The sequence below is a fragment of the Chryseobacterium sp. DT-167 genome (assembly GCF_058310155.1).
Window position 1 is genome coordinate 111,236 of record NZ_JBZEEQ010000009.1, and the last position, 23,175, is coordinate 134,410.

General features: G+C 34.4%; 24 protein-coding genes. 12 read left to right on the top strand and 12 right to left on the bottom strand.

Going from position 1 to position 23,175, the window contains the following annotated elements; all coding sequences use genetic code 11:
• Positions 1 to 47: 47 nt before the first annotated feature.
• The 9 genes from AC4FQ5_RS13130 to AC4FQ5_RS13170 all read right to left on the bottom strand — a co-directional run bounded on the left by AC4FQ5_RS13130 (position 48) and on the right by AC4FQ5_RS13170 (position 6,016).
• The gene (locus AC4FQ5_RS13130; protein ID WP_491143968.1) at positions 48 to 650 is read right to left on the bottom strand and encodes a DNA polymerase ligase N-terminal domain-containing protein; all 603 of its coding nucleotides are present in this window, start codon (positions 648 to 650) and stop codon (positions 48 to 50) included.
• Positions 650 to 1,435 carry a non-homologous end joining protein Ku gene (gene ku, locus AC4FQ5_RS13135; RefSeq protein ID WP_491143969.1) on the bottom strand — a complete coding sequence of 262 codons (786 nt, stop codon included), beginning with the start codon at positions 1,433 to 1,435 and terminating at the stop codon, positions 650 to 652. Before ku ends, AC4FQ5_RS13130 begins: the two co-directional genes overlap by 1 nt.
• 93 nt (positions 1,436 to 1,528) lie before the next feature.
• On the bottom strand, positions 1,529 to 1,756 hold the full coding sequence (locus tag AC4FQ5_RS13140) for a DUF7660 family protein (RefSeq protein ID WP_491143970.1): 228 nt from the start codon (positions 1,754 to 1,756) through the stop codon (positions 1,529 to 1,531).
• Between the two features lie 2 nt (positions 1,757 to 1,758).
• Positions 1,759 to 2,289 (bottom strand): hypothetical protein, encoded by a 531-nt coding sequence (locus tag AC4FQ5_RS13145; RefSeq protein ID WP_491143971.1) that lies wholly within the window; start codon positions 2,287 to 2,289, stop codon positions 1,759 to 1,761.
• Between the two features lie 35 nt (positions 2,290 to 2,324).
• Complete coding sequence (aspS, locus tag AC4FQ5_RS13150) at positions 2,325 to 4,079, bottom strand: aspartate--tRNA ligase (protein ID WP_491143972.1); 1,755 nt, start codon at positions 4,077 to 4,079, stop codon at positions 2,325 to 2,327.
• Positions 4,080 to 4,231: 152 nt separating this feature from the next.
• On the bottom strand, positions 4,232 to 4,666 hold the full coding sequence (locus AC4FQ5_RS13155; RefSeq protein WP_491143974.1) for an ankyrin repeat domain-containing protein: 435 nt from the start codon (positions 4,664 to 4,666) through the stop codon (positions 4,232 to 4,234).
• A gap of 138 nt (positions 4,667 to 4,804) precedes the next feature.
• The gene (locus AC4FQ5_RS13160; protein WP_491143975.1) at positions 4,805 to 5,230 is read right to left on the bottom strand and encodes an ankyrin repeat domain-containing protein; all 426 of its coding nucleotides are present in this window, start codon (positions 5,228 to 5,230) and stop codon (positions 4,805 to 4,807) included.
• 15 nt (positions 5,231 to 5,245) lie between these two features.
• A complete protein-coding gene (locus AC4FQ5_RS13165; protein ID WP_491143977.1) occupies positions 5,246 to 5,449 on the bottom strand; it encodes a helix-turn-helix domain-containing protein in 204 nt (67 codons plus the stop codon).
• A gap of 3 nt (positions 5,450 to 5,452) precedes the next feature.
• Entirely contained in the window at positions 5,453 to 6,016 is a 564-nt protein-coding gene (locus tag AC4FQ5_RS13170; protein WP_491143980.1) for a DUF2975 domain-containing protein, read from the bottom strand.
• A 126-nt stretch (positions 6,017 to 6,142) separates the two neighbouring features.
• Here AC4FQ5_RS13170 and AC4FQ5_RS13175 point away from each other — a divergent pair, with 126 nt between their 5' ends.
• Positions 6,143 to 7,537: an MATE family efflux transporter gene (locus AC4FQ5_RS13175; RefSeq protein WP_491143981.1), complete on the top strand. Its 1,395-nt coding sequence runs from the start codon at positions 6,143 to 6,145 to the stop codon at positions 7,535 to 7,537.
• An 82-nt stretch (positions 7,538 to 7,619) separates the two neighbouring features.
• A complete protein-coding gene (locus tag AC4FQ5_RS13180; RefSeq protein WP_491143983.1) occupies positions 7,620 to 7,736 on the top strand; it encodes a 30S ribosomal protein THX in 117 nt (38 codons plus the stop codon).
• 53 nt (positions 7,737 to 7,789) lie between these two features.
• On the opposite strand, the gene AC4FQ5_RS13185 is transcribed toward AC4FQ5_RS13180, so the two are convergent.
• Positions 7,790 to 8,446, bottom strand: a complete 657-nt coding sequence (locus AC4FQ5_RS13185; RefSeq protein WP_491143985.1) for a DUF937 domain-containing protein — start codon at positions 8,444 to 8,446, stop codon at positions 7,790 to 7,792.
• 121 nt (positions 8,447 to 8,567) lie between these two features.
• The gene (locus AC4FQ5_RS13190; protein WP_491143987.1) at positions 8,568 to 9,077 is read right to left on the bottom strand and encodes a DUF2480 family protein; all 510 of its coding nucleotides are present in this window, start codon (positions 9,075 to 9,077) and stop codon (positions 8,568 to 8,570) included.
• 109 nt (positions 9,078 to 9,186) lie between these two features.
• Between AC4FQ5_RS13190 and lpxB the strand changes: the two genes are divergently transcribed.
• From lpxB to AC4FQ5_RS13240, 10 genes are all read left to right on the top strand, one after another.
• Positions 9,187 to 10,293 (top strand): lipid-A-disaccharide synthase, encoded by a 1,107-nt coding sequence (gene lpxB, locus AC4FQ5_RS13195; RefSeq protein WP_491143989.1) that lies wholly within the window; start codon positions 9,187 to 9,189, stop codon positions 10,291 to 10,293.
• A gap of 58 nt (positions 10,294 to 10,351) precedes the next feature.
• On the top strand, positions 10,352 to 12,121 hold the full coding sequence (locus tag AC4FQ5_RS13200; RefSeq protein ID WP_491143991.1) for a ComEC/Rec2 family competence protein: 1,770 nt from the start codon (positions 10,352 to 10,354) through the stop codon (positions 12,119 to 12,121).
• 144 nt (positions 12,122 to 12,265) lie between these two features.
• The gene (locus AC4FQ5_RS13205) at positions 12,266 to 12,928 is read left to right on the top strand and encodes a succinate dehydrogenase cytochrome b subunit (RefSeq protein ID WP_491143993.1); all 663 of its coding nucleotides are present in this window, start codon (positions 12,266 to 12,268) and stop codon (positions 12,926 to 12,928) included.
• 15 nt (positions 12,929 to 12,943) lie between these two features.
• Complete coding sequence (locus AC4FQ5_RS13210; RefSeq protein WP_491143994.1) at positions 12,944 to 14,956, top strand: fumarate reductase/succinate dehydrogenase flavoprotein subunit; 2,013 nt, start codon at positions 12,944 to 12,946, stop codon at positions 14,954 to 14,956.
• Between the two features lie 24 nt (positions 14,957 to 14,980).
• Positions 14,981 to 15,748 (top strand): succinate dehydrogenase/fumarate reductase iron-sulfur subunit, encoded by a 768-nt coding sequence (locus AC4FQ5_RS13215; RefSeq protein WP_491143995.1) that lies wholly within the window; start codon positions 14,981 to 14,983, stop codon positions 15,746 to 15,748.
• Positions 15,749 to 15,932: 184 nt separating this feature from the next.
• Positions 15,933 to 17,462 (top strand): TlpA family protein disulfide reductase, encoded by a 1,530-nt coding sequence (locus AC4FQ5_RS13220; protein WP_491143997.1) that lies wholly within the window; start codon positions 15,933 to 15,935, stop codon positions 17,460 to 17,462.
• Positions 17,463 to 17,618: 156 nt separating this feature from the next.
• Positions 17,619 to 19,025 (top strand): 23S rRNA (uracil(1939)-C(5))-methyltransferase RlmD, encoded by a 1,407-nt coding sequence (rlmD, locus tag AC4FQ5_RS13225; protein ID WP_491143999.1) that lies wholly within the window; start codon positions 17,619 to 17,621, stop codon positions 19,023 to 19,025.
• Positions 19,026 to 19,063: 38 nt separating this feature from the next.
• Positions 19,064 to 21,538 (top strand): zinc-dependent metalloprotease, encoded by a 2,475-nt coding sequence (locus tag AC4FQ5_RS13230; RefSeq protein ID WP_491144001.1) that lies wholly within the window; start codon positions 19,064 to 19,066, stop codon positions 21,536 to 21,538.
• A 7-nt stretch (positions 21,539 to 21,545) separates the two neighbouring features.
• Positions 21,546 to 22,010, top strand: a complete 465-nt coding sequence (locus tag AC4FQ5_RS13235; protein ID WP_491144003.1) for a DUF6452 family protein — start codon at positions 21,546 to 21,548, stop codon at positions 22,008 to 22,010.
• Positions 21,976 to 22,635 carry a DUF6048 family protein gene (locus AC4FQ5_RS13240; RefSeq protein ID WP_491144005.1) on the top strand — a complete coding sequence of 220 codons (660 nt, stop codon included), beginning with the start codon at positions 21,976 to 21,978 and terminating at the stop codon, positions 22,633 to 22,635. The genes AC4FQ5_RS13235 and AC4FQ5_RS13240 overlap by 35 nt, the downstream gene beginning before the upstream one ends.
• An 18-nt stretch (positions 22,636 to 22,653) precedes the next feature.
• Here the strand turns inward: AC4FQ5_RS13240 and AC4FQ5_RS13245 are convergent, their stop codons facing one another.
• A complete protein-coding gene (locus AC4FQ5_RS13245; RefSeq protein WP_491144007.1) occupies positions 22,654 to 23,061 on the bottom strand; it encodes a hypothetical protein in 408 nt (135 codons plus the stop codon).
• Positions 23,062 to 23,175: the final 114 nt, after the last annotated feature.

Here is a 23,175-nt window from a genome sequence, read left to right on the forward strand (position 1 = left end):
ATCAACTAAAGAATTAAATCGTTGAAATTTAGGCTTTGTTTCAGAAGTTATAGCTTCTTTTTGCTGCTTTTTAGGCTTTTTTTTTCCTCTAAAAATTGGGTAACCTGAGAATTTTTTGCGGTATTTTCTTCAGCATCATAATTTTCTTGGGCAAAATCATCTTTATGTTTGATCAATAACCAAGCGTTGTTTTCGGCATTTTTCATTTTAACCAAAGCAAATTCACCTTTCAGTTTTTTACCGTGTAAAATGAATTTTAATGAGCCAGCTTTTAATTCTTTCAACAATTCTTTTTCATTCGAAAGTTTGCTGGTTTGATCCAAAGGATCATACGTTCCGTTGTCCCAGACTTCTACTTGTCCGGCTCCGTAATTTCCTTCGGGAATATTTCCTTCAAAATCTTTATAATCGTAAGGGTGATCTTCCACCATCATCGCCAGACGTTTGTCTTTCGGATCCAGTGACGGACCTTTCGGAACTGCCCAACTTTTCAAAACGCCTTCCATTTCTAACCTGAAATCATAGTGAAGACGCGACGCAGCATGCCTTTGGATCACAAAAATAAGATTGTCTTTACTCTTTTTTGTTTTGCCTTTGGGTTCGCTTGTTTCGTCGAACTTACGTTTTTCGTTATAATCTTTGAGAGCCATTATGAAGCATTTTTAGATTTTGGACTTTGTAAACTGGCTTTTAATTGAGCCATCAAATCAATCACTTTCCCTTGTTTGGCAGGTTCAGACTTTTTAAGCTTTACAGATTTACCTTTTGCTTTTTTCTTAATAATTTTCAATAATTCTTCGGAATATGTATTTTTATAAAAAGTTGGATCAAATTTTTCGGATAATTGTTGAATAAGATTTTTCGCCATTTTAAGTTCGGCAGGTTTCGGAGCTTTCTTAGCAGGAATTTTTAAATCTTTGTAATCTCTGATTTCCTGAGCAAACCGCAATCTGTTTAAAACCAAAATTTCATCGTTGTAAGGACGGATCATTCCGATCGCTTCACTGTCACGAAGAACAAAAGTTCCTATACCGACCATTTTTGTTTCAGATAAAGCTTTTATCAGCAGTCTGTAAGCGTTTTCTCCATTTTTTTGAGGCTCAAGAAAATAAGGATTTTCAAAATAAACACTGTCAACTTCAGCTTCTTTTACAAAATGTTCTATGGAAAGAATTTTTGATTTCTCAGGACTTGCAGCTTCATAGTCTTCTTCATCCAAAACGATATATTTATCGTCCATAAGATAGCCTTTTACAATGTTTGCCCACTTGACCTCTTTGCCTGTTTTTTCGTTGACTCTTTTGAATTTGATATTCGAAAAATCAGATTTATCAAGCATATCCAGATCCAGTTTGCTGGTTTCTGTAGCAGAATAAATCTTCACAGGAATATTGACTAAGCCAAAACCAATGGCACCGTTCCAAATTGCTTTCATTGTCTTATTTTTAGTAAAACTTGCAATGATTGTGCCGTTGGAAATTTATTTATTTAATGGTATGTTTAAGTTTTAATTTAAAATAATTGAAATTTATTCATAAATGGAACTGCCTTTCAATATATCTGCAAAAACTTTCCAGTCAATTTTTTCTACGTCAATATCCTGATTTGTGTTTTTGTAATATCCATCAATGTCTTCAACATAACGAGACATTCCTTCCAGAAAATCTTCGATGGTTTTGTTTTCCCAATTTTCTTTATTCTCAGTAAAATCTATTCTGAGATTTTCTATAAATAGAATGAATTCTGATTTATTCATAATTATTGCGAATCAATAGTGTCTTTTTGAATATAGTCGAATTTAGAAGTCCTTATATCCCCAATATCAGCATCCATGTAATACTTTTTAGAAATAATGATATATCTGTTTCTTTCATAACAGTGCCTGATGATCTCAATAGGAATAGTTTTATTGTTTTCCAAATTTATAAAACCTTTAAAATGATCACACCTGTAACGTCCCTCTGTTCCTTCAAAATTATTGAAAACACCATTTAAATCATCTTGACTAAAGAATATTCCATTTATTTCAGCATTGATAATTTTATTATGTTTTAAAGTGTTATGGAAGTCAAATTTTATGATTTGTTTTCCACCTAAAAAACAAATAGTACTTACTGTAATCAGAGTTCCTGCAATATAAAAATTCTTTGAGATTTTCTCTGAAGCTTCTTGCTGTATATTGGGAGGATAATAAAGCATTTTCTTTGCAAAAGCTATTAATAAATATACAACTCCAATTATTGCGAAAATAAATCCAAAGGCTGAAAGTATAGGGATAAGTGTATTCATAACAAAAAAGCGGAGAAAAAATCTCCGCTTCTAATTTATGCTTTTAAATTTAATTTCAATTCCAGTTCATCAAGCTGTTCGTCAGCGATTGCAGCCGGTGCATCGATCATCACATCTCGTCCTGAGTTATTCTTAGGGAAAGCGATGTAATCTCTGATCACCTCATTTCCGTCAAGAATCGCTACCAAACGGTCAAATCCGAAAGCCAAACCACCGTGTGGCGGTGCTCCATATTTAAAGGCATTCATTAAGAACCCGAACTGAGCTTCTGCTTCTTCTTTTGTAAATCCTAAAAGATCAAACATTCTTGATTGAAGATCTCTGTCGAAAATTCTTATGGAACCACCGCCGATTTCGTTTCCGTTCAGCACCATATCGTAAGCGTTGGCTCTTGCTTTTCCCGGATCGGTGTCCAATAAATGGATATCTTCTGGTTTCGGAGAAGTGAAAGGGTGGTGCATCGCGTGGTAACGTCCGCTTTCTTCGTCAAACTCCAATAACGGGAAGTCAACAACCCAAAGTGGTGCGAAAACGTCGCCTTTTCTTAATCCTAAACGATTTCCAAGCTCCATTCTCAAAGCTGAAAGTTGAGTTCTTACTTTGTGCTCGTTTCCTGAAAGAATTAACATTAAATCTCCTTCTTTCGCTCCGAATTTTTCGATGATTTTCGCTAAATCTTCTTCGTTGTAGAATTTATTCACAGAAGAAGTTTTTACACCGTCATTCTGAAATTTAGCCCAAACCATTCCTGAAGCTCCGATTTGAGGTCTTTTTACCCAATCCACAAGCTCGTCGATTTGTTTTCTTGTGTAATCTGCACAACCTTCAACATTGATTCCGACAACCAATTCTGCATCATCAAATATTTTGAAATCTTTTCCTTTTACTAATTCATTCAACTCCACGAATTCCATTCCGAAACGGATATCCGGTTTGTCGTTTCCGTATTTTTGCATGGCATCTGCGAAAGTCATTCTTGGAAAAGCTCCGAATTCCTGACCAGTGATGTCTTTAATTAACGTTTTGGTCATTCCTTCAAAAACATTCATCACATCTTCCTGTTCTACGAAAGCCATTTCGCAGTCGATTTGTGTAAATTCCGGCTGTCTGTCGGCTCTCAGATCTTCATCACGGAAACATTTCACAATCTGGAAATATTTATCCATTCCACCGACCATTAACAATTGTTTGAAAGTTTGTGGAGACTGTGGCAATGCATAAAACTGTCCCGGATTCATTCTGCTTGGTACAACAAAATCTCTCGCTCCTTCCGGAGTAGATTTGATTAAAACCGGAGTTTCAACCTCGATAAATCCTTCGTCTGAAAGATAATTTCTCACTTTCTGCGCCATTTTGTGACGGAAGATCAGTTTATCTCTTACCGGAGCTCTTCTGATATCCAGATAACGGTATTTCATTCTGAGTTCTTCACCACCGTCCGTTTCGTCTTCAATGGTGAAAGGCGGAAGTTGAGATTCATTAAGAACTTCTAATTTTTCAACTAAAATTTCAATTTCTCCAGTTGGAATATTGGGGTTTTTGCTTACTCTTTCGATTACTTTTCCGGTAGCCTGAATTACAAATTCACGTCCCAGTTTTTTTGCATTTTCCATCAATTCCGCTGTAGAACGGTCCTGATCAAAAACCAACTGAGTAATTCCGTAACGATCCCGAAGATCTATCCAAATCATAAATCCTTTATCACGAATGGTTTGTACCCATCCTGAAAGTGTAACTTCTTCATTAAGATTTTTGAGAGATAATTCTCCGTTTGTGTGCGATCGAAACATTTTTTTTAGATGTTAGATATTAGACTTTAGATACTAGACGTACAAGCGCCTAATTTTCGTTGGCAAAGATAAGATTTTTGCAGGGTTTATAAATAAAAAACTTCCTTAGCAATTGCCAAAGAAGTTTTTATTATTTTAAAACTTTGTAAATTTTATTTTAGAATGTTTGTAAGATCTGCTTTTTCATATTTTACGGCAAAGTCTTTAGCTGTTTCTCCGTTTGCATTTTTCAAATTCTTATCTGCGCCTTTTTTTAGTAAAGATTGAGCCATATCTGCTTTTCCGTATCTTGCCGCTACCATTAACGGTGATTGGTTATTACATATTCTATTAACATCGGTTGTATTATTCAGCAAGAAATTGAAAATATTCTTTTTTTCGTACTTCACACTTAATGCAAGAAGATCATAAGAGTTTTCCTTAATGGCAAAACATTTATTAAAATCATCTTTCTTAAAAACTTTTTTAAAATCCTGAAGATTATCTGTCTGGAATATTTTCATTTGCTCTTTAGAGACCTGTGCGGACAATCCGTTTGCAAAAATAGATACTGCAAGAAATAAAGTAGCCGATATAATATTTTTCATAAAATTTATTTTTTCAAATTAATATACAAATCTAAATATTTTTTTTGATATTTTAACCTAAGTACTAATTCTTTCAAATAATTGCACAAAACAAATATAAAAGGATTATCTCACCTGGTTTTTTTGAAACTCACCACTTTATTCTAAAAGTTTAATGATATCCGGTTTTTCATATTTTTTAGCATAGTCTAAAGCATTATAGCCTTTGTCGGTTTTGGTTTCTTTTTTAGCGCCATTTTCCAGAAGTTTTTTTGCAAATTCTGTGTTTCCATATTTGGCGGCAAACATTAACGGTGTTTTTCCGTCGCACACCTTTTCTAAATTGGCTTTTTCATCAATAAGCTTTTGGAAAATCTTTTTGCTATTCAATTTAATTGATAGTGCTAATAATGAATAAGAATTTTTCTCAATCTGAAAGCACTCATCTATGTTTTCTTTGTTTACCAATGTCGAAAAGCTGTCTGCATCATCATAAGTCAGCATTTGTTTGTGTTGGCTGGTCAATTCTTGAGCAGTGAACAAACTGAATGCAAAAATGGAAGCTGTCAAAAATAATTTTTTCATTTTATATTGTTTTAATTAAGGTTTAAATTCTAAAATATCTCCTGGTTGACAATCTAATGCTTTGCAGATTGCCTCAAGGGTAGAAAGTTTTACGGCTTTCGCTTTTCCGGTTTTTAAAATGGATAGATTTGCCTGTGTAATTCCGATTTTCTCTGCAAGTTCCTGAGACCGCATTTTTCTTTTCGCCAACATGACGTCTACGTTGATTATTATCGGCATAATTTATATTGTTAAATCATTTTCTTCCTGCATTTTTGTCCTCTTTGCAAAAATTTCTTTTAAAAAAATAAATATAAGTCCGGTAATAATAAATAGAAATGGAGGAGTTAAATCGAAGCTGGACGAGGATGTTAATAAATCAATTATTAAATGAATAATTCCGAAAAATAATAATCCAAAACCTAAAATTTTGAAATTTTGAACAGCTTTGTGAGTGAAAAAATTGTCTTGTGAAAGTTCAATAATAATTTTTAAAACAATTATTAATATAAAAGATAATGAGAATAATCCCAAAAAAGCCAACAAAATACCTTCTGTAGAATTCTCTGTTGCCAAGACCATTTTTGAAAATGGGTAATGAAACTGAACTATTTCTGAACTTTTCTGATCATTACTATTTTCACTTTCCCAATGATCAATTGACACAAATTGATTTGTTGTATCGGTTACCATATAAGCCCCCATTAAAATTAATATCCAAATAGAGATCAGAGTAAATCCTACAGCATATATTCCAAAAGGGTATTTTAGCCAATAGAGTAAAGAGTTTTTTCCTACTAGTTTCATTTGTTTTAGTATTTTATTATTGCAAATATATAAATATTTATTGTTTTACGATAATTAAATATTAAAATTATTTTATTTGAAATTAAATTTTGCTAAATCGTATTTTTAACACCGATTAATTTTAAAATGAAAAAATATCTAAATTTTCTAAAAAAGGCATTCAGTGAGGAAGAAACTGATTATACAAAAATCAGTATCCGAAGTGCTGTTCTTCTTTTGGCAATTCCGATGATGTTGGAAATGGCTATGGAATCAGTCTTTGCTTTGGTTGATCTTTATTTTGTCGGTCATCTCAAAGAAAGTGGTTTCGCCATTCAAACTGTTGGTCTTACTGAATCTGTACTCACGATTATTTATTCGATAGCAATAGGGATGAGTATGGCTGCAACCGCAGTCGTGGCAAGAAGGATCGGGGAGAAAAATCCTGAACAGGCTTCCAGAAGTGCAGCACAGGTAATTTCAGTTTCTTTTGTTATTACTTCTATTTTAAGTTTATTAGGAGTAATCTATGCAGAAGATATTTTGATTCTGATGGGTTCAAAACCGGATGCTGCAGCATATGGTAAAGATTTTACAAGAATTATGATGGGAAGCAGTGTGATCATTATGCTCCTGTTTTTAATCAACGGAATTTTCAGAGGTGCAGGAAATGCTGCAATCGCCATGAAGAGTTTATGGATTGCGAATATAGCCAACATTATTCTTTGTCCGGTTTTGATAAGAGGTCTCGGACCGATTCCTGCGATGGGCTTAACGGGAGCTGCAGTTGCAACAACCATCGGAAGAAGTACAGGAGTTCTTTATCAGTTGTATCATATTTTTATTGCTGATTCTTTGGTAAGAATTAAAACAATTTACTTTAAACCTGATTTTAAATTAATCACGTCTATCGTAAAAATTGCCATACCCGGGATATTTCAGTTTGTTATTGCTTCCTGTAGTTGGATTTTCCTTGCGCAATTGGTTGCAACAACTGGTGGTGAAGATGCTTCGGCAGGTTACCAGACAGCACTTCGTCTTATGATGTTTTTTATGCTTCCGGCTTGGGGGCTGAGTAATGCGGCATCTACTTTGGTCGGGCAAAATATGGGCGCCGGTGAAATGTTGCGCGCAGAACAATCTGTGATGAAAACTGTAAAGTACAACGTAATTTTTATGCTTTCTGTAAGTCTTATATTTTTTCTTCTGGGAGATTTCCTTGTTGGATTTTTTACGGAACAAATTGAAATAAAAAATTATGCTAAAAATGCACTGCATATTATGAGTGTCGGTTTTGTTTTTTACGGAATAGGAATGGTGACCATTAATGCTTTCAACGGAGCTGGAGATACATGGACACCCACCTGGCTTAATTTTTTCGGATTCTGGATGTTTCAGATTCCTTTGGCTTATGTTCTTTCAAAATATTTGGAGTTGGGACCGGAAGGTGTTTTTATTTCAATTCCGGTTGCAGAAATGTTTATTACCATAGTAGCATTCATTTTATTCAGAAAAGGAAAATGGAAGCGGATAAAAGTATAATATTATAAAATTTTAACAACTTAAATATTTGATTTTAATATAGTTATTTTTAATTTCGTACATAATCAAAAATGTATTCGCTATGGGAAAAGGAGACAAAAAATCAAAAAGAGGGAAGATCAATTCAGGAAGTTACGGTAAAAGAAGACCGAGAAAATCTTCAAAATCAACCCAGTCTGCTGAAAAAGCCAAGAGCTAAAATAAAAAAGACCGGAGATGAGTTCTCCGGTCTTTTTATGATTTAAATTTAAATTATTTTCCTCCGAAAAGTCCTCCGAGCAGATCTCCTAATCCACCTTGTTGTTGCTTTTGCTGTTGTCCGCCACCAAGTACACTTCCTAAAATGTCATTCAAAGGATTTCCGGAAGACTGTGATTGTCCGCCTCCTAAAACGCTTCCCAAAATATCATTCAAAGGACTTGACTGCTGCTGTTGAGCCTGGTTTTGAGCACCGCCCAAAATTCCGCCTAAAAGATCGCCAAGACCTCCTGCTCCAACGTTGTTTTGCTGCTTTTCTTTACCAATATACCCCATGATTACCGGAGCAAGCATGGCTAAGATAGGACCGATTTTATCAATAGAAATTCCTGTATTTTGTGACAATTGATTTTCTACCGTGTTTTTTTGATTTCCGAAAACATGAGAAAGGATTGAGCCACCTTCGTCTTGTCTGTTGTCAAGCTGAGATGTGTCATCCAAAATACTTCCGTCGTGATCTTTATCCAATGCGTTATTCAAAGCTTCGGCTTCTTTTGCATCCTGAGATTTGTTTCGAAGATAAGAAATGATAAGCGGAGTAGCCACTGCCAAAAGTGCAATAATTTGATTTTTGCTGATTCCGAACTTGTTTTCTGCCTGTTCAGCTACCTGGTTTCCTGTGTTTCCTGTCAAAAGGTCAATTAAACTCATTGTTTGTGTTTATTTTATTTGTTAAGATATCAAAGTTATCAAAAAAAAATATACCACAAATTATTATGATATATTTTTTACTTATTTCTAAAATTATTATACAACTATTTGATTTTTAATGCTAATTTTTAAAAATAGGAACGTTAGAACAGGCTTCACCAAACATCAGTGATTTTACGATTGGCTTCAATTGTTCTACCAATTCTATATAGGCGTTCTCAGGGATTTCTTTATCAGAACAGCCTTTTACCAAGACTCTTTTATCTTTCAATTCATCAAAATCATGTGTCTGAATTGCGTTGTGCATTAAAATGATTTCAAGATCTTCTCTGCTTCCAAAAATAACTTTTTTTGTAACATCGGTTATCCTAGCTGTGATTAAGAAATATGCCCACAGCGGAACGATTGCATCCGCAGAATTGTAGATGTACACATAACTGTCTTTGTAATCCTCAGGATTGATTGCTGCTACTTTTTCACGAAAATCTTTTTCTTTAAGAATCATTTCCATGAAAAGAAAATCTTTCAGATCGATTCCTTTTCTGATGCCTTTCGGGACCAAATCGGTAAGGTCAAAATTGACCAATCCGCTGGATGCAACTTTATTTTTTATTTCAAATTCGTCTGACATTTTTTATCGTTATCTTTGAAGCAAATTTACTTAATTATAATTTGAATTTTGATGTTTGAAACTGTCATTTTAATAGATAAAATCATTCATCGTATATCAATTATCATTTATGAAATATTATATCATTGCAGGTGAAGCTTCCGGAGATTTACACGGTAGTAATTTGATGAAATCTTTGAAGCAGAAAGATCCCAACGCAGAATTCAGATTTTGGGGTGGTGATCTGATGGAAAAACAAGGCGGAACTTTGGTGAAGCATTACCGTGATCTTGCTTTCATGGGTTTTCTTGAGGTCGCAATGAATTTAAAGACGATTTTAAATAACATTAAATTCTGTAAAGCTGATATCAGAAACAACAGACCAGATGTTTTGATTTTGGTAGATTATCCGGGCTTTAACTTAAGAATTGCAAAATTTGCTAAAGAGCTCGGAATTAAAGTTGTGTATTATATTTCGCCGCAACTTTGGGCATGGAAAGAAGGGAGAGTTGAAATTATTAAAAAATATGTGGATGAAATGATGGTGATTCTTCCCTTTGAAGAAGATTTCTATCAAAAACATCATGTAAAATCTCACTTCGTTGGTCATCCATTGCTTGATGCGATTTCTGCTCTTCAAGATGTTGACATTGAGGTTTTTAAGAATGAAAATAACCTAAACGGAAAAGAGATTATAGCACTTCTTCCAGGCTCCAGAAAACAGGAAGTTGAAAAGATGCTGAAAATTATGCTTTCGGTAAGACCTTATTTTAAAGATTATCAATTCGTTATCGCAGGAGCTCCAAGTCTGGATAAAGATTTCTATCAGAAATATGTAGATGATAATGTACATTTTGTTTCTAATAAAACTTACGATTTATTAAGATGTTCGAAAGCTGCTTTGGTGACTTCAGGAACGGCAACTCTTGAAACAGCTCTGTTAAATGTTCCGGAAGTAGTCTGTTACCGTGGAAGCAAAGTTTCTTATGCCATTGCTAAAAGATTGGTGAAGCATATTAAATATATTTCGCTTGTTAATTTGATTATGGATAAGGAAGTAGTTAAAGAGTTGATTCAAAGTGAATTAAATACAAATAATCTTATCGAACAATTGAAATTTATTCTTGAAGGTGAAAAAAGAAATCTGATGCTTGAAGAATATGAAATTTTGAGAAGTAAACTTGGTGGAAAAGGAGCAAGTGATAACGCTGCAGATATTATTTTGAAAATTAAATAAAAAATTTAAGAATTATTTTCATTTTTTTGTTATTTTAGTAGCACAAAATGATGAAAAATTGAGTCGACAGCCACTTCTGATTTTAGTTTGCTGCTTTATCCTTGGAATTTTATTTCAGGATTATTTTTCTTTTAAGCAGAATTTTATTTTTGCTGTTGCAATTGGTTGTATTCTGATTACGATATCGACTTTTTTCAAATCATTTTTCATAACAAAAATCTATTCGATATTACTTGCAGTTCTATTTTTTGGAATTGGGGTTTGTCTGCACTATTTCAATCTTCCACAGGGATCATCAGTCTCTATCAAACCAAATGAAACTGTAATTTTCAAAATTTCAAAGAAACTAAATTCGACCGAGAAAAATAAAAAATATGAGGCAATTGTTGAGGTTGGAAAAGACAATTTTAATTCTATAATATTAGTTCCAAAAGACAGTGAAGAGCTTGATTTTGAGCATTATTACAAAGCTAAAGCTTTCGTAAGCAAACCAGAGTCTCCGAGGTATGACTTTCAATTTGATTATTCTCAATATCTTCATCGGAAAAATATTTTTTATCAATGTTATATTAATGATGAAATAAGTTCTGCAGTAAGGAATGATCTTTCTTTTGGCGAGAAAATCCGTCAGAAAAGATTGGAGATTTTACAGAAAATCAATCAGTCTGAGATGTCACCGAAGAGTCAGGAGTTTTTAAAAGGAATTATATTGGCAGACCGTACAGAAATTGATTCTGAAACTTTACAAGATTTCAACAGGTCAGGATTGGTGCATTTTCTTGCAATTTCGGGAACGCACATTGTTGTTGTTTTCGGAATGCTTTATTTTATTTTAATGAAAGTTTTACCATTAAGGCTTAGGAAATTCGTTATTGTTTTGAGTCTGATTTTTATCTGGTTTTTTGCATTATTTATAGGGTTTGGGAGTTCTGTAGTTCGCTCTTGTTTAATGCTTACCGTATATTTTATCTACGTTTTGCTGCAACGGAAACCTGATCTTCTGCATTCTTTGGCACTTTCTGCGTTTATAATTCTGATTATTGATACGCAACAGTTTTTTGATGTAGGATTTCAGTTGAGCTTTTTGGCGGTTTTGGGAATTTACTGGCTGAATCAACCTATTCTGAAACATTTGCCAAAACAGGATAATTATATTAAAAAGATAATTTACAATACGGTTTCTATTTCAGTTTCAGCTCAGGTAACGACGCTTCCTTTAGTTTTATGTTATTTTCATCAGTTTTCTTTTATTTCAGTTATTGCCAATTTTTTTATTGTTCCTTTTTCGGAGGTGATCATTATTTTTTCATTTTTAATGACAGGCTTGATTGCTTTAGGTTTAGATTTTGGTGTTGTTAATATAATTTATGACTTCATTATTGAAGCTTTATTGAAAGTTATTCATTGGTTTGCTGATTTCGATTCTCTGTTTTTTGAGAATATTCCAATGAATTGGTGGGAAGTATGGATGTTATTTGTTGTGATTTATCTTTTGAGATTTGTTTTTATTAAATATAATTTTAAAAATATCTCTCGATTTTCTTTAGCGGTTTTAATATTTTTCATCTTGAGAGTTTCCTTTTCAATTTTCGAAAGCAGTCGTGAAGAGGTTTTGATTCATCAATATAAAAAAGATACGGTGTTTTCGATAAAAAAAGGAAACGTTGTCTGCTTCTGGATTAAAAATTTTGATGATCGGAATAAAATTCAGCGATATATTATTAACCCTTACAGTTCATCCCGTAGAATAAAGAATGTTATCATTAAAAAACTTCCGGCTTCATCTGAAAAGGTTGTGTTCAATAATAAAATTTACGATCTGAAATAATATTTGAATTTTTAAATTTTCCCCAATTTATCTATGTTTTCATTGTTATTTAGAAAGATTACAAACTGTCTAATAGTGAGATTTCTCACTTTTTAGTTTTCTTAACATTCCTTAATTTTGTGGAAAATCAAATTTAAACTCAATATGGCAGGTTTAACAAGTTCTTCGATAGGTAGAAAATATGCTATGGCACTTTCAGCGATGTTTTTGCTGATCTTTTTGTTGATGCATTTATCTACCAATATGACATCTGTTTTTAGTGAAGATGTTTTCAATTCGGCTTCTCATTTTATGGGCTACAATCCGGCGGTTCAGTTCCTGATGCAACCTATTTTAATGTTTGCTGTGATATTCCATTTTGTGATGGGATTCATTCTTGAAATAAGAAACAACAAGGCGCGTCCTATAAAATACGCTGATAATAAGGGTTCTGCTAATTCTACCTGGATGTCTAGAAATATGATTATTTCCGGTGCTGTTATTTTAGCTTTCCTTGCTTTACATTTCTATGACTTTTGGTTTCCTGAAATGAACTTCAAGTACATCGAAGCAAACACGCCGGACGAAACGAGATATTGGGCTGAGCTTCATCACAAATTTCATGATCTTTGGAGAGTGGTATTGTATGTAGTTGCTTTCGGGTTGCTTGGTTTGCACTTATCTCATGGTTTCCAGTCTTCATTCCAGTCAATTGGAGCAAGACATCCAAAATATACTCCGGTTATCAAGGCTTTCGGAAATTGGTATTCAATCCTTATTCCGCTTGGTTTTATTTTTATTGCAATTTTTCATTACGTAACTCAATAATATCAATATACTAATATGAGTAAATTAGATTCTAGAATTCCAGCAGGTCCTCTTAAGGATAAATGGAAAAATCATAAAGACCATATGAACCTTGTTGCGCCTAACAACCGTGATAAAATTGATATTATTGTTGTAGGTACAGGTTTGGCAGGTGGTTCTGCTGCGGCTACTTTAGCTGAGCAAGGATATAATGTAAAGGCATTCTGCTATCAGGATTCTCCAAGAAGAGCGCACTCTATTGCAGCTCAGGGAGGTATCAACGCTGCTAAAAATTATCAGGGAGACGGTGACTCTACTTACAGATTATTCTATGACACTATTAAAGGTGGTGATTATAGAGCAAGAGAGGCAAACGTTTACAGATTAGCTGAAGTTTCTGCAAATATTATCGATCAGTGTGTTTCTCAAGGTGTTCCTTTCGGAAGAGATTACGGCGGTCAGTTAGATAACCGTTCATTTGGTGGGGTTCAGGTAAAAAGAACTTTCTACGCAAAAGGGCAAACTGGTCAACAGTTGTTATTAGGTGCATATTCTGCAATGAGCCGTCAGATCGGTAAAGGCAGAATCAAAATGTACAACCGTCACGAAATGATGGAATTAGTAATTGTAGACGGAAAAGCAAGAGGAATCATCGCAAGAAACCTTGTAACAGGTGAGATCGAAAGACATTCTGCTCATGCTGTTGTAATTGCTTCAGGAGGTTACGGAAACGTATATTTCCTTTCTACAAACGCAATGGGTTCAAACGTTTCTGCAGCTTGGAAAATCCACAAAAAAGGAGCGTATTTCGCAAATCCTTGTTATGTACAGATTCACCCGACTTGTATTCCGGTTCACGGAACACAGCAGTCTAAACTGACTTTGATGTCTGAATCATTAAGAAACTCAGGAAGAATCTGGGTTCCTAAGAAAATTGAAGATTCTGTAGCCATCAGAGAAGGTAAATTAAGACCTGAAAATATTAAAGAAGAAGATAGAGATTATTATTTAGAAAGAAGATATCCTGCATTCGGAAACTTAGTACCTAGAGACGTTGCGTCAAGAGCAGGTAAAGAAAGATGTGATGCTGGTTACGGAATCGAAAATAATGATACTAAAGAAGGTGTTTACTTAGATTTCTCTACAGAGATCATTAAAAAAGGTAAGGAAGCTGCTATCGAAAAACATATTCACAATCCTACAGATCAGCAGATCTATGATTTAGGGAAAGCTTGGATTGAGGAGAAGTATGGTAACTTATTCGTAATGTACGAAAAGATTACAGCTGATGATCCTTATAAAACTCCAATGAAGATCTATCCTGCAGTACACTATACAATGGGTGGTGTTTGGGTTGATTATAACTTACAGTCTACAATCCCTGGATGTTTCGTAATCGGTGAAGCTAATTTCTCAGATCACGGAGCTAACAGATTGGGAGCTTCTGCTTTGATGCAAGGTTTGGCAGACGGATATTTCGTACTTCCTTACACGATTGCAGATTATCTTTCTGCGGATATCAGAACTGGAGCGATTCCTACAAATTCTGCAGATTTTGATAAAGCTGAAAAAGAAATTAAAGATAAAGTAGATTTCTTCTTAAATAATAAAGGAACACATTCTGTAGATCATTTCCACAAAAAATTAGGACACATTATGTGGAATAAAGTAGGAATGGGAAGAACTCCTGAAGGTTTAAGGGAAGCTATCGCTGAAATTGCACAGGTGAAAAAAGAATTCTGGGCAGACGTAAAAGTTCCTGGAGATGCAGATGGAATGAATACTGAACTTGAAAAAGCTTTCAGAGTTGCAGATTTTATCGAGCTAGGACAATTAATGGCGATTGATGCATTACACAGAAACGAATCTTGTGGAGGTCACTTCAGAGAAGATCATGCTACTCCTGAAGGTGAAGCTGAAAGAGATGACGTTAACTTTAAATATGTAGGCGCTTGGGAATATCAAACAGATGATATCACAACAGAAGTTCTGCATAAAGAAGATCTGATCTACGAAAACATTGAAGTTAAAGCAAGAAGTTACAAATAATCTCCAACCTATAAATAAATAATTATGAGTGCAAAAAGAGGCCTTCATCTTACCCTAAAAATTTGGAGACAAAAAAACAGCAAAACTAAAGGTCAGTTCGAGACCTACAAAATATCAGATGTGTCTACAGATTCTTCATTTTTAGAAATGTTAGACATTCTGAATGAGAACTTAATCAACGAAGGAAAAGAACCAATCGCTTTTGATCACGACTGTCGTGAAGGAATCTGCGGAATGTGTTCTCTTTACATCAATGGTAGAGCTCACGGTCCTGATACAGGAATTACAACGTGTCAGCTTCACATGAGAATGTTCAAAGACGGTGAAACGATCGTTATTGAGCCTTGGAGAAGTGCTGCGTTCCCGGTTATTAAAGATTTAATTGTAGACAGAAGTGCATTTGACAGAGTAATGGCTGCAGGTGGATTTATCTCGGTAAATACTTCTGGAAATACGCTTGACGCCAATGCTATTCCGGTTCCTAAAGAAGATGCAGATAAAGCAATGGATGCTGCAGCTTGTATCGGATGCGGTGCTTGTGTAGCAACTTGTAAAAACGGCTCTGCAATGTTATTCGTTGGTGCTAAAGTTTCTCAGTACGCACTTTTACCTCAGGGTAAAGTAGAAGCAAAAAGAAGGGTTCTGAATATGGTGAAAGCAATGGATGAGGAAGGTTTCGGTAACTGTTCAAACACAGGAGCTTGTGAAGTAGAATGTCCTAAAGGAATTTCTCTTGAGAACATCGCTAGGATGAATAGAGAGTATATGGCTGCAATGGCAGACAGAGGATAATCTGTTTAAAAAATATTTATGAAATTTCGTCTTCTTTAGTGAAGGCGAAATTTTTAGTTAAATCTTTCATAAAATCAATTATTAAATAGCTGTAAGTTTATTGAAAAACTTATTTTTGCCTAATCAGAAAATCAAAAATGAAAATCGAATGATTCAATCATTCAAAAAAAATAATATTATACTAATGATTAAAAAATATCTTTTATTGTTTGTCATTGCAATATTTGTGATGTCTTGTTCAAAGAAAGTTGAAGTAAAAGGAAAAATTGCAGGAAGTGCTCCGTTGGAAAGAGTAGAATTTGTAGAAGCTTCAGGTGTGGCTACTTTACCATTGATTAACATGGGTCTTGATAAAGACGGGAATTTCGCAGGAACTTTTGAAGCTCCTAAAAACGGAATGTATGTCATCAACTATGCAGGAAAGCAAAATTTAATCTTCCTTAAAGGCGGTCAGTCTGTAAACATCTCAGGAAGCGCAGCTACGTTCCCGAACGAATATGTTGTAACAGGGGACGCTAAAAATGATAATGATTTCTTCCAGGCTAGTCAGAAATTTCTCTCTACTTATGGTCAGGGATTGAATATTCAGGAATTGATGGCAGGTGATGAAGCGAAGTATGTAAAAGGAATGCAAAAGATTGAAGCTGATATCAACAAAAATATCGATGAGAATGTAAAAAAATATAATCCGGGTAAAGAAGTAGTAGAGTGGAAAAGAACAGATGCTAAAACGGCAATTCTTAATCTTATGGTTAATTATGAAATGACGAAAAAGCAAATGTCTGGAAACCCTTCTTTCAAACCAGGAAAGGTATTTACAGATTATGAGAACAAATTAAAAGAAAACAATGACGAAATGGTGAAAACAAGCCCTTTCTACAGACAGTATCTTTTAACAAAAATGAGTCCTGATTTCCAAAAATTTGCTGAAGCAAAAAGCAAAGGAAAAACTGATATTACAACTTCAGAATTATTTAATGATTTCTTGAAGTCTCAGAAAGAAGTTTCTCAGGTTACAAAAGATTATCTATTGGCGTTTGTAATGGCTCAGTCTGATATTCATCCACAGACTCCGGCTAAAACAACTGATAAGATTAAAAAGATTATCGAAGAAGATATTAAAGATTCAGGAATTAAAGCTGATATCAAAAAGATGCAGTTTACTATTAATGGATTCAAAATCGGTGATGACGCTCCAGAAGCTTCATTAGTAAAAGCAGACGGTTCGGCTTATAAATTAAGCGATAACAAAGGAAAGCCTTATGTGTTGGTTTTCTATGCATCATGGAATCCTTACATTGCTGAAGGTACAGTTCCTGTACTGAAAGAAGTGGTGAATTTCTATAAGTCTAAAATGAATTTCGTATTCGTAAATTTAGATGATACCAAAGATCAGTTTACTAAAACCAGCAATGCAATGTTGAAAGGAATTCAAGGAACCAATGTTTACGCAGAAGGTGGTCTTAATTCTGATATTGCCAAAAAATACGGAGTTTACGGATTTAAATTGCCAAACTTCATCGTGGTAGACAAAAACGGTAAAGTTGCAAGCAGATCATTTGTTAATTTAGGCGATGCTGATTTGATTACTGTTTTAGACAAACAGACTGGTCTTTCTGCTCCAAAGGTTGCTCCTCAACAGCAGATGATGCCACAAATGAACATGGATCCATCGGCTCAGCCAGCTCCTCAACAATCGGCTCAGACAAAATAATAAAACTTATACAATAGAAAAAAACCTTGTCTTCGGATAAGGTTTTTTTTATTGTATTTTTGCAAAGTGAAACCGAAAGGTGAATCAGTTTATAAAAAAATAGAAAATTTACGGAGCTGGAAATAGAAAGTTATCTCCGTATTGATAGAAATTGATATGAGAAAGAAGAAAGACGTCATTCTTGAGAATATAAAATTGTTTGCCGCAGGTGCAAAAGGTGTTGCCATCGGAAAAACTGAAGAAGGAAAAACCGTTTTGGTTTCCGGGGCAATTCCGGGAGATGTAGTGAATGCAAGAGTGAAAAAGTCAAAATCAAAATATTTTGAGGCTGATGTAAAAGAGATTGTAGAGAAATCTCCGTTCAGAGTAGAGCCAAAATGTATTCATTTCGGGACTTGTGGAGGTTGTAAGTGGCAGAATATGAGCTACGAAAAACAACTTGATTTTAAACAGGAAGAAGTTTACAATAATATTAAGAGAATCGGTGGGATTGATGATTTTGAAACTGTTCCGATTTTGGGTGCAGAAGAGCAGTATTTCTACAGAAATAAAATGGAATTTTCTTTCTCCAATGCAAGATGGCTGACTCAGTACGAGATCAGTTCCGAAGAAAACTACGGAAGCAGAGATGCGCTTGGTTTTCACATTCCGGGAATGTGGAGCAAGATTTTAGATCTTAAAGAATGTTGGTTGCAGGAAGATCCTTCGAATGCGATTCGTTTGGCAGTAAGAAATTTCGGAATTGAAAATGGCTTAGACTTTTTCGATGTCAGAGAGCAGAAAGGTTTTCTAAGAACTTTAATGATGAGACAGAATTCTGCAGGTGAATGGATGGTTTTGTTTCAGCTTTACAGAGAGGAAAAAGCGAACAGAACAAAACTTTTTGATTATTTATTAGAACAATTCCCTCAGATCAAAACTTTGGTTTACGCCATCAATCCAAAACAGAATGATTCTATATACGATCTGAATGTAGAAACTTATTTTGGTGAAGGATTTTTAATGGAAGAAATGGACGGTCTGAAATTTAAAATTGGTCCGAAATCATTCTTTCAGACCAATTACAAACAGGCTTTAGAATTATACAGAAAAACTCTTGAATTTGCTGATTTAAAAGGTGATGAGATAGTTTACGATTTATACACAGGAACCGGAACAATTGCACAATATGTTGCAAGAAATGCAAAACACGTCATCGGAATTGAATCTGTACAGGAAGCCATCGATGCTGCAATTGAACATGCTGAATTAAACGGTTTGACCAATACGACATTCTATTGTGGAGATATGAAAAATGTTTTCAATGATGAATTTATGGAAAATCATCCGAAAGCAGATGTGTTGATCACCGATCCGCCAAGAGACGGAATGCACCAGAAAGTAGTAGAGCAAATCCTGAAACTGGCTCCTGAAAAAGTGGTGTATGTAAGCTGTAATTCTGCAACTCAGGCAAGAGATTTAGCCTTAATGAAAGATCATTATACTTTAGTGAAAATTTTACCTGTTGATATGTTCCCGCAAACGCATCATGTGGAAAATATTGCCTTATTGGTGAAAAAATAATTATCTAAATTTGAACATAAATCAAAATAATATTGAATATGATAAAGAACTGTAAAGCATTCTTCTTATTAGCGGCTTTAGTTTTCTGCCAGCAAAACTTATTTTCGCAAGAAAAATCTAAAGATTCTGCTGCTGCAAAAACTGATACCGCAAAAGTAAAAAAAGACGATAAAAAGAAAAGCCTGATCAAACCTTTTAAAGAAATCATTACTGATAAAGCGGTTTCTGATCAAGGGGTTTTTACAGTTCATAAAGTAGACGACAAATATTACTTTGAAATTCCGGATTCTATGCTGAAAAAGGAATTTCTTCTCGTGACAAGATTAACAAAAGCCGCTGCAGGAATGCGTTCCGGAACTTCAGGTTATGCAGGAGATCAGATTGGTCAGCAAGTGATCGCTTTTGAAAAAGGTCAGAAAGATAAGATCCTTTTAAGAGCAATTTCACACGTTGATTATGCAAAAGATTCTACTTCAGATATGTACAATTCGGTAACGAGAAACAATGTACAGTCTATTATCAAGTCTTTTGATGTAAAAGCATACGGAATCAAGAAAAATTCGTCAGTCATTGAAGTAACCGATGTCTTAAATTCCGATAACGAACTGACTTCTTTTTCTGTCTGGTCTAAAGATTCTTACAGAGTCGGAGTTTTTCAGAAAGATATGTCATTTGTAAATTTTGTGAAATCTTTCCCGACAAATATTGAAATTAATACCACCAAAACTTTCGCAAGAACTTTAGGAGCACCTGCGACTCCGGCTATTCCCGGAAGACCAACTCCGAAAATCAGCGGAAACTATACAGTAGAAATCAATTCTTCATTTGTTCTTCTTCCGGAAAACAAAATGCAGTCGAGATATTTTGATCCGAGAGTTGGATATTTTACCGTTGGATACACAGATTTTGATCTTGATCCTCAAGGTGTAAAAAAGATTTCTTTGGTTAAAAGATGGCGTCTTGAGCCAAAACCTCAGGATTTGGAAAAATATAACAGAGGAGAATTGGTAGAACCTGCAAAACCAATTGTATTTTATATTGATCCTGCAACTCCGAAAAAATGGGTTCCTTATTTGATACAGGGAGTGAATGATTGGCAGAAAGCTTTTGAAAAAGCCGGCTTCAAAAATGCAATCGTAGCAAAAGTTCCGGATCCGAAAGTTGACACAGAATGGAGTCTTGAAGATGCGAGATTTTCGGCGATTGTATATAAACCTTCGGATGTTCCGAATGCTTCAGGTCCTTCAATTGCAGATCCACGAACTGGAGAAATCCTCGAGAGTCATATCAACTGGTATCACAATGTAATGATGTTGTTGAGAAACTGGTATTTTGTACAGGCTTCTCCAAATGATCCTAGAGCCAGAAAAATTGAGTTTGAAGATAAATTAATGGGTGAGTTGATCCGTTTTGTGTCTTCTCATGAAGTAGGGCATACTTTAGGTTTAAGACATAATTATGGTTCAAGTTCGACCGTTCCTGTTGAAAGACTGAGAGATAAAAAATGGCTGGAAAAGAATGGTCATACTCCTTCAATTATGGATTACGCAAGATTCAATTATGTTGCACAACCGGAAGACAATATTGGTGATGCCGGAATTTTCCCAAGAATTGGAGATTACGATGATTGGGCAATCGAGTGGGGCTACAAAAGATTTAATCAATTTAAAACTCCGGATGCAGAAAAAGAATACCTGAATCAATGGGTGATCAAAAATCTTAAGAATGAAAGACTTTGGTTTGGTACAGAATCCAATCCTTTGGATCCAAGATCGCAAAGTGAACAAGTAGGTGATAATGCAATGATTGCAAGTACATATGGTATCAAAAATCTGCAAAGAATTGTTGATAATTTAGAGAAATGGACAAAAACTCCGAACGAAGATTACGCAAATCTTGATATGATGTACGATCAGGTGACGACCCAGTTCAGAAGATATTTGGGACACGTTTCAAAATACATTGGCGGACAAATGGAAACTCCAAAAACAGCAGAACAATCTGGAGCAGTTTACGAAGTTGTAGCTAAAAAAGATCAGAAAGCAGCGATGAAATTTTTAAATGAAAATATTTTCACTACACCTCAGTGGTTGATTAAAAAAGATATTTTTGAGAAAACCGGGAAAACTCCTGTGAAAACAATCGAAGAAATTCAGAATGGCGTTTTGGGAAGAGTTTTAAGTCCGATGGTTTTGCAGAATATGTATCAGATGGAAGCTGTTGAACCGAATACTTATTCTGTAATCGAATTGCTTTCAGATTTAAATATTTCCATTCTTAAAAATGAAAATGCAGATATTTACGGAAGAAATCTTCAGAGAAATTATATCGATTCTTTAATAAAACTCGTTGATAATAGATCCTCAGACACCTCTGATATTTCGGCATTGGTGAGAGGAAATTTAAATACAATCAAAAAACAACTTTCAGCGAAACCGGCTTCAGATTTGGTGAATAAATATCATTATGAAGATTTGGTTTTTCGTATTGAAAAGGCTTTAGATCCAAAATAATTTAAAAATGAAAAGATTACTGTCATTCTTTATATTATCACTTATAATGATTTCCTGCGGTGGAGATGACGACATCTGTGAAAGTGGAGAAGGTACACCGAGAATGAAAATCATGTTTAAAAATGCAGACAAGATCACAACATTAGATTCCTTGAAAGTATACGTTGATTACGGAGTGAGAACTGTTGATCTTGGATGGAGCAGAAATGCAGACTCGATCTTAATTCCTTTGCGTGTTGATGATTCTCCTTACACTGATTTATTCGTTAAAACAACCAAAAAAGGAGATTCTTCAAAAGTTCGTGTGAACTATACTACAAAATCAATTTACGTTTCACCAGGTTGTGGAGCAAAGTTGAATTATGAAAATGTAAGCGGACAATTATTAAAAACAAATCCTGTCGTAAAAATAGAATCTGGACAAAACTTTATTCAAAATGAAGAAAAAACTAATCTTTACCTCGTTTTTTAGTCTTTTGGGACTGCTGGTTTCTGCGCAGGAAAAGAAAGAAGCCGCAAAAGAAAAATGGAAATATGAACCTAACTTTATGGTTGGAGTTGATGTTTTGAATACCGGTGTTTCTTTTTTTTCTGACAGACAGTTGTTTCAGGGTTTTATTTCATCGAAAATTAAAGACAACATCCACGGAATTGTAGAGGCGGGTTTCGAGAAAAATGTATATGAAAAAAATGGTTATGATGCTACAGCTAATGGACCTTTCTTCAAAATTGGTGCATTTTATATGTTGGCAAAAGACCGCGAAAATGAATTTAATGGTTTTTATGGAGGAGCAAAAATAGGCGGGTCTTTTTATAATCAGGAATATTTTGCGATTCCTATTCGTGGTTTTGGCGGAAGTACTTCATCTATTTCATTGCCTGCATCATCTCAATCCTCATTTTGGCTTGAAGGAACAATTGGTGGAAGAGTGCAGCTTTTTGAATCCAATTTTTTCATTGATGTTAATATGCAGCCTAAATATTTGATGGTGACCTCAAAGCAGGATGAAGTTGTTCCAATGATCGTTCCCGGCTTTGGAAGAAGTTCTTCTAAATTTTTAATGGGCTTCTCTTGGAATATTGCGTATAAGTTTTAAAAACAAAAGAAAGCGGATTTATTTGCTCTTTTTTGATTCATTAATTCGCTGAATTTCAGTATAAAGACTACTAAGTTCTTTAGGTGGATTTCCTGAATCAAAAGTTGATGACTGATAGGTTTTACCATTTGATGTAATAATTATAGTAGATGCTAATGCCTGATCTGAATAATATCCTGTAGAAGGGGCTGAAAATGATGAAATTTTAGAAAGTTCAACAAGGTGTACCTGTTCTTCCACATTTTTCCATTCTGGTAAAGTCATTTTTGATTGGGTTAGATTTCCATTCAAAGAGGTTGTTAGAGTTTTTGAATTAAAAGTAATAATTCTATTAGTACCTCTTGTTTGTTCTTTAAGTTCTATTTTTTCAAGTTTCCCAGTTAATTTGTTTTGTTCAGTATTATTGATTTGATTATGATTCTGCATTGTACATGATGTTATTGATAGAATTGAAAGTAAGAATATTATATTTTTCATATGATTGTTTAATAATTGCCGATTAAAATACGAAAAAATTTTTGAATTTACACCGATATTAAA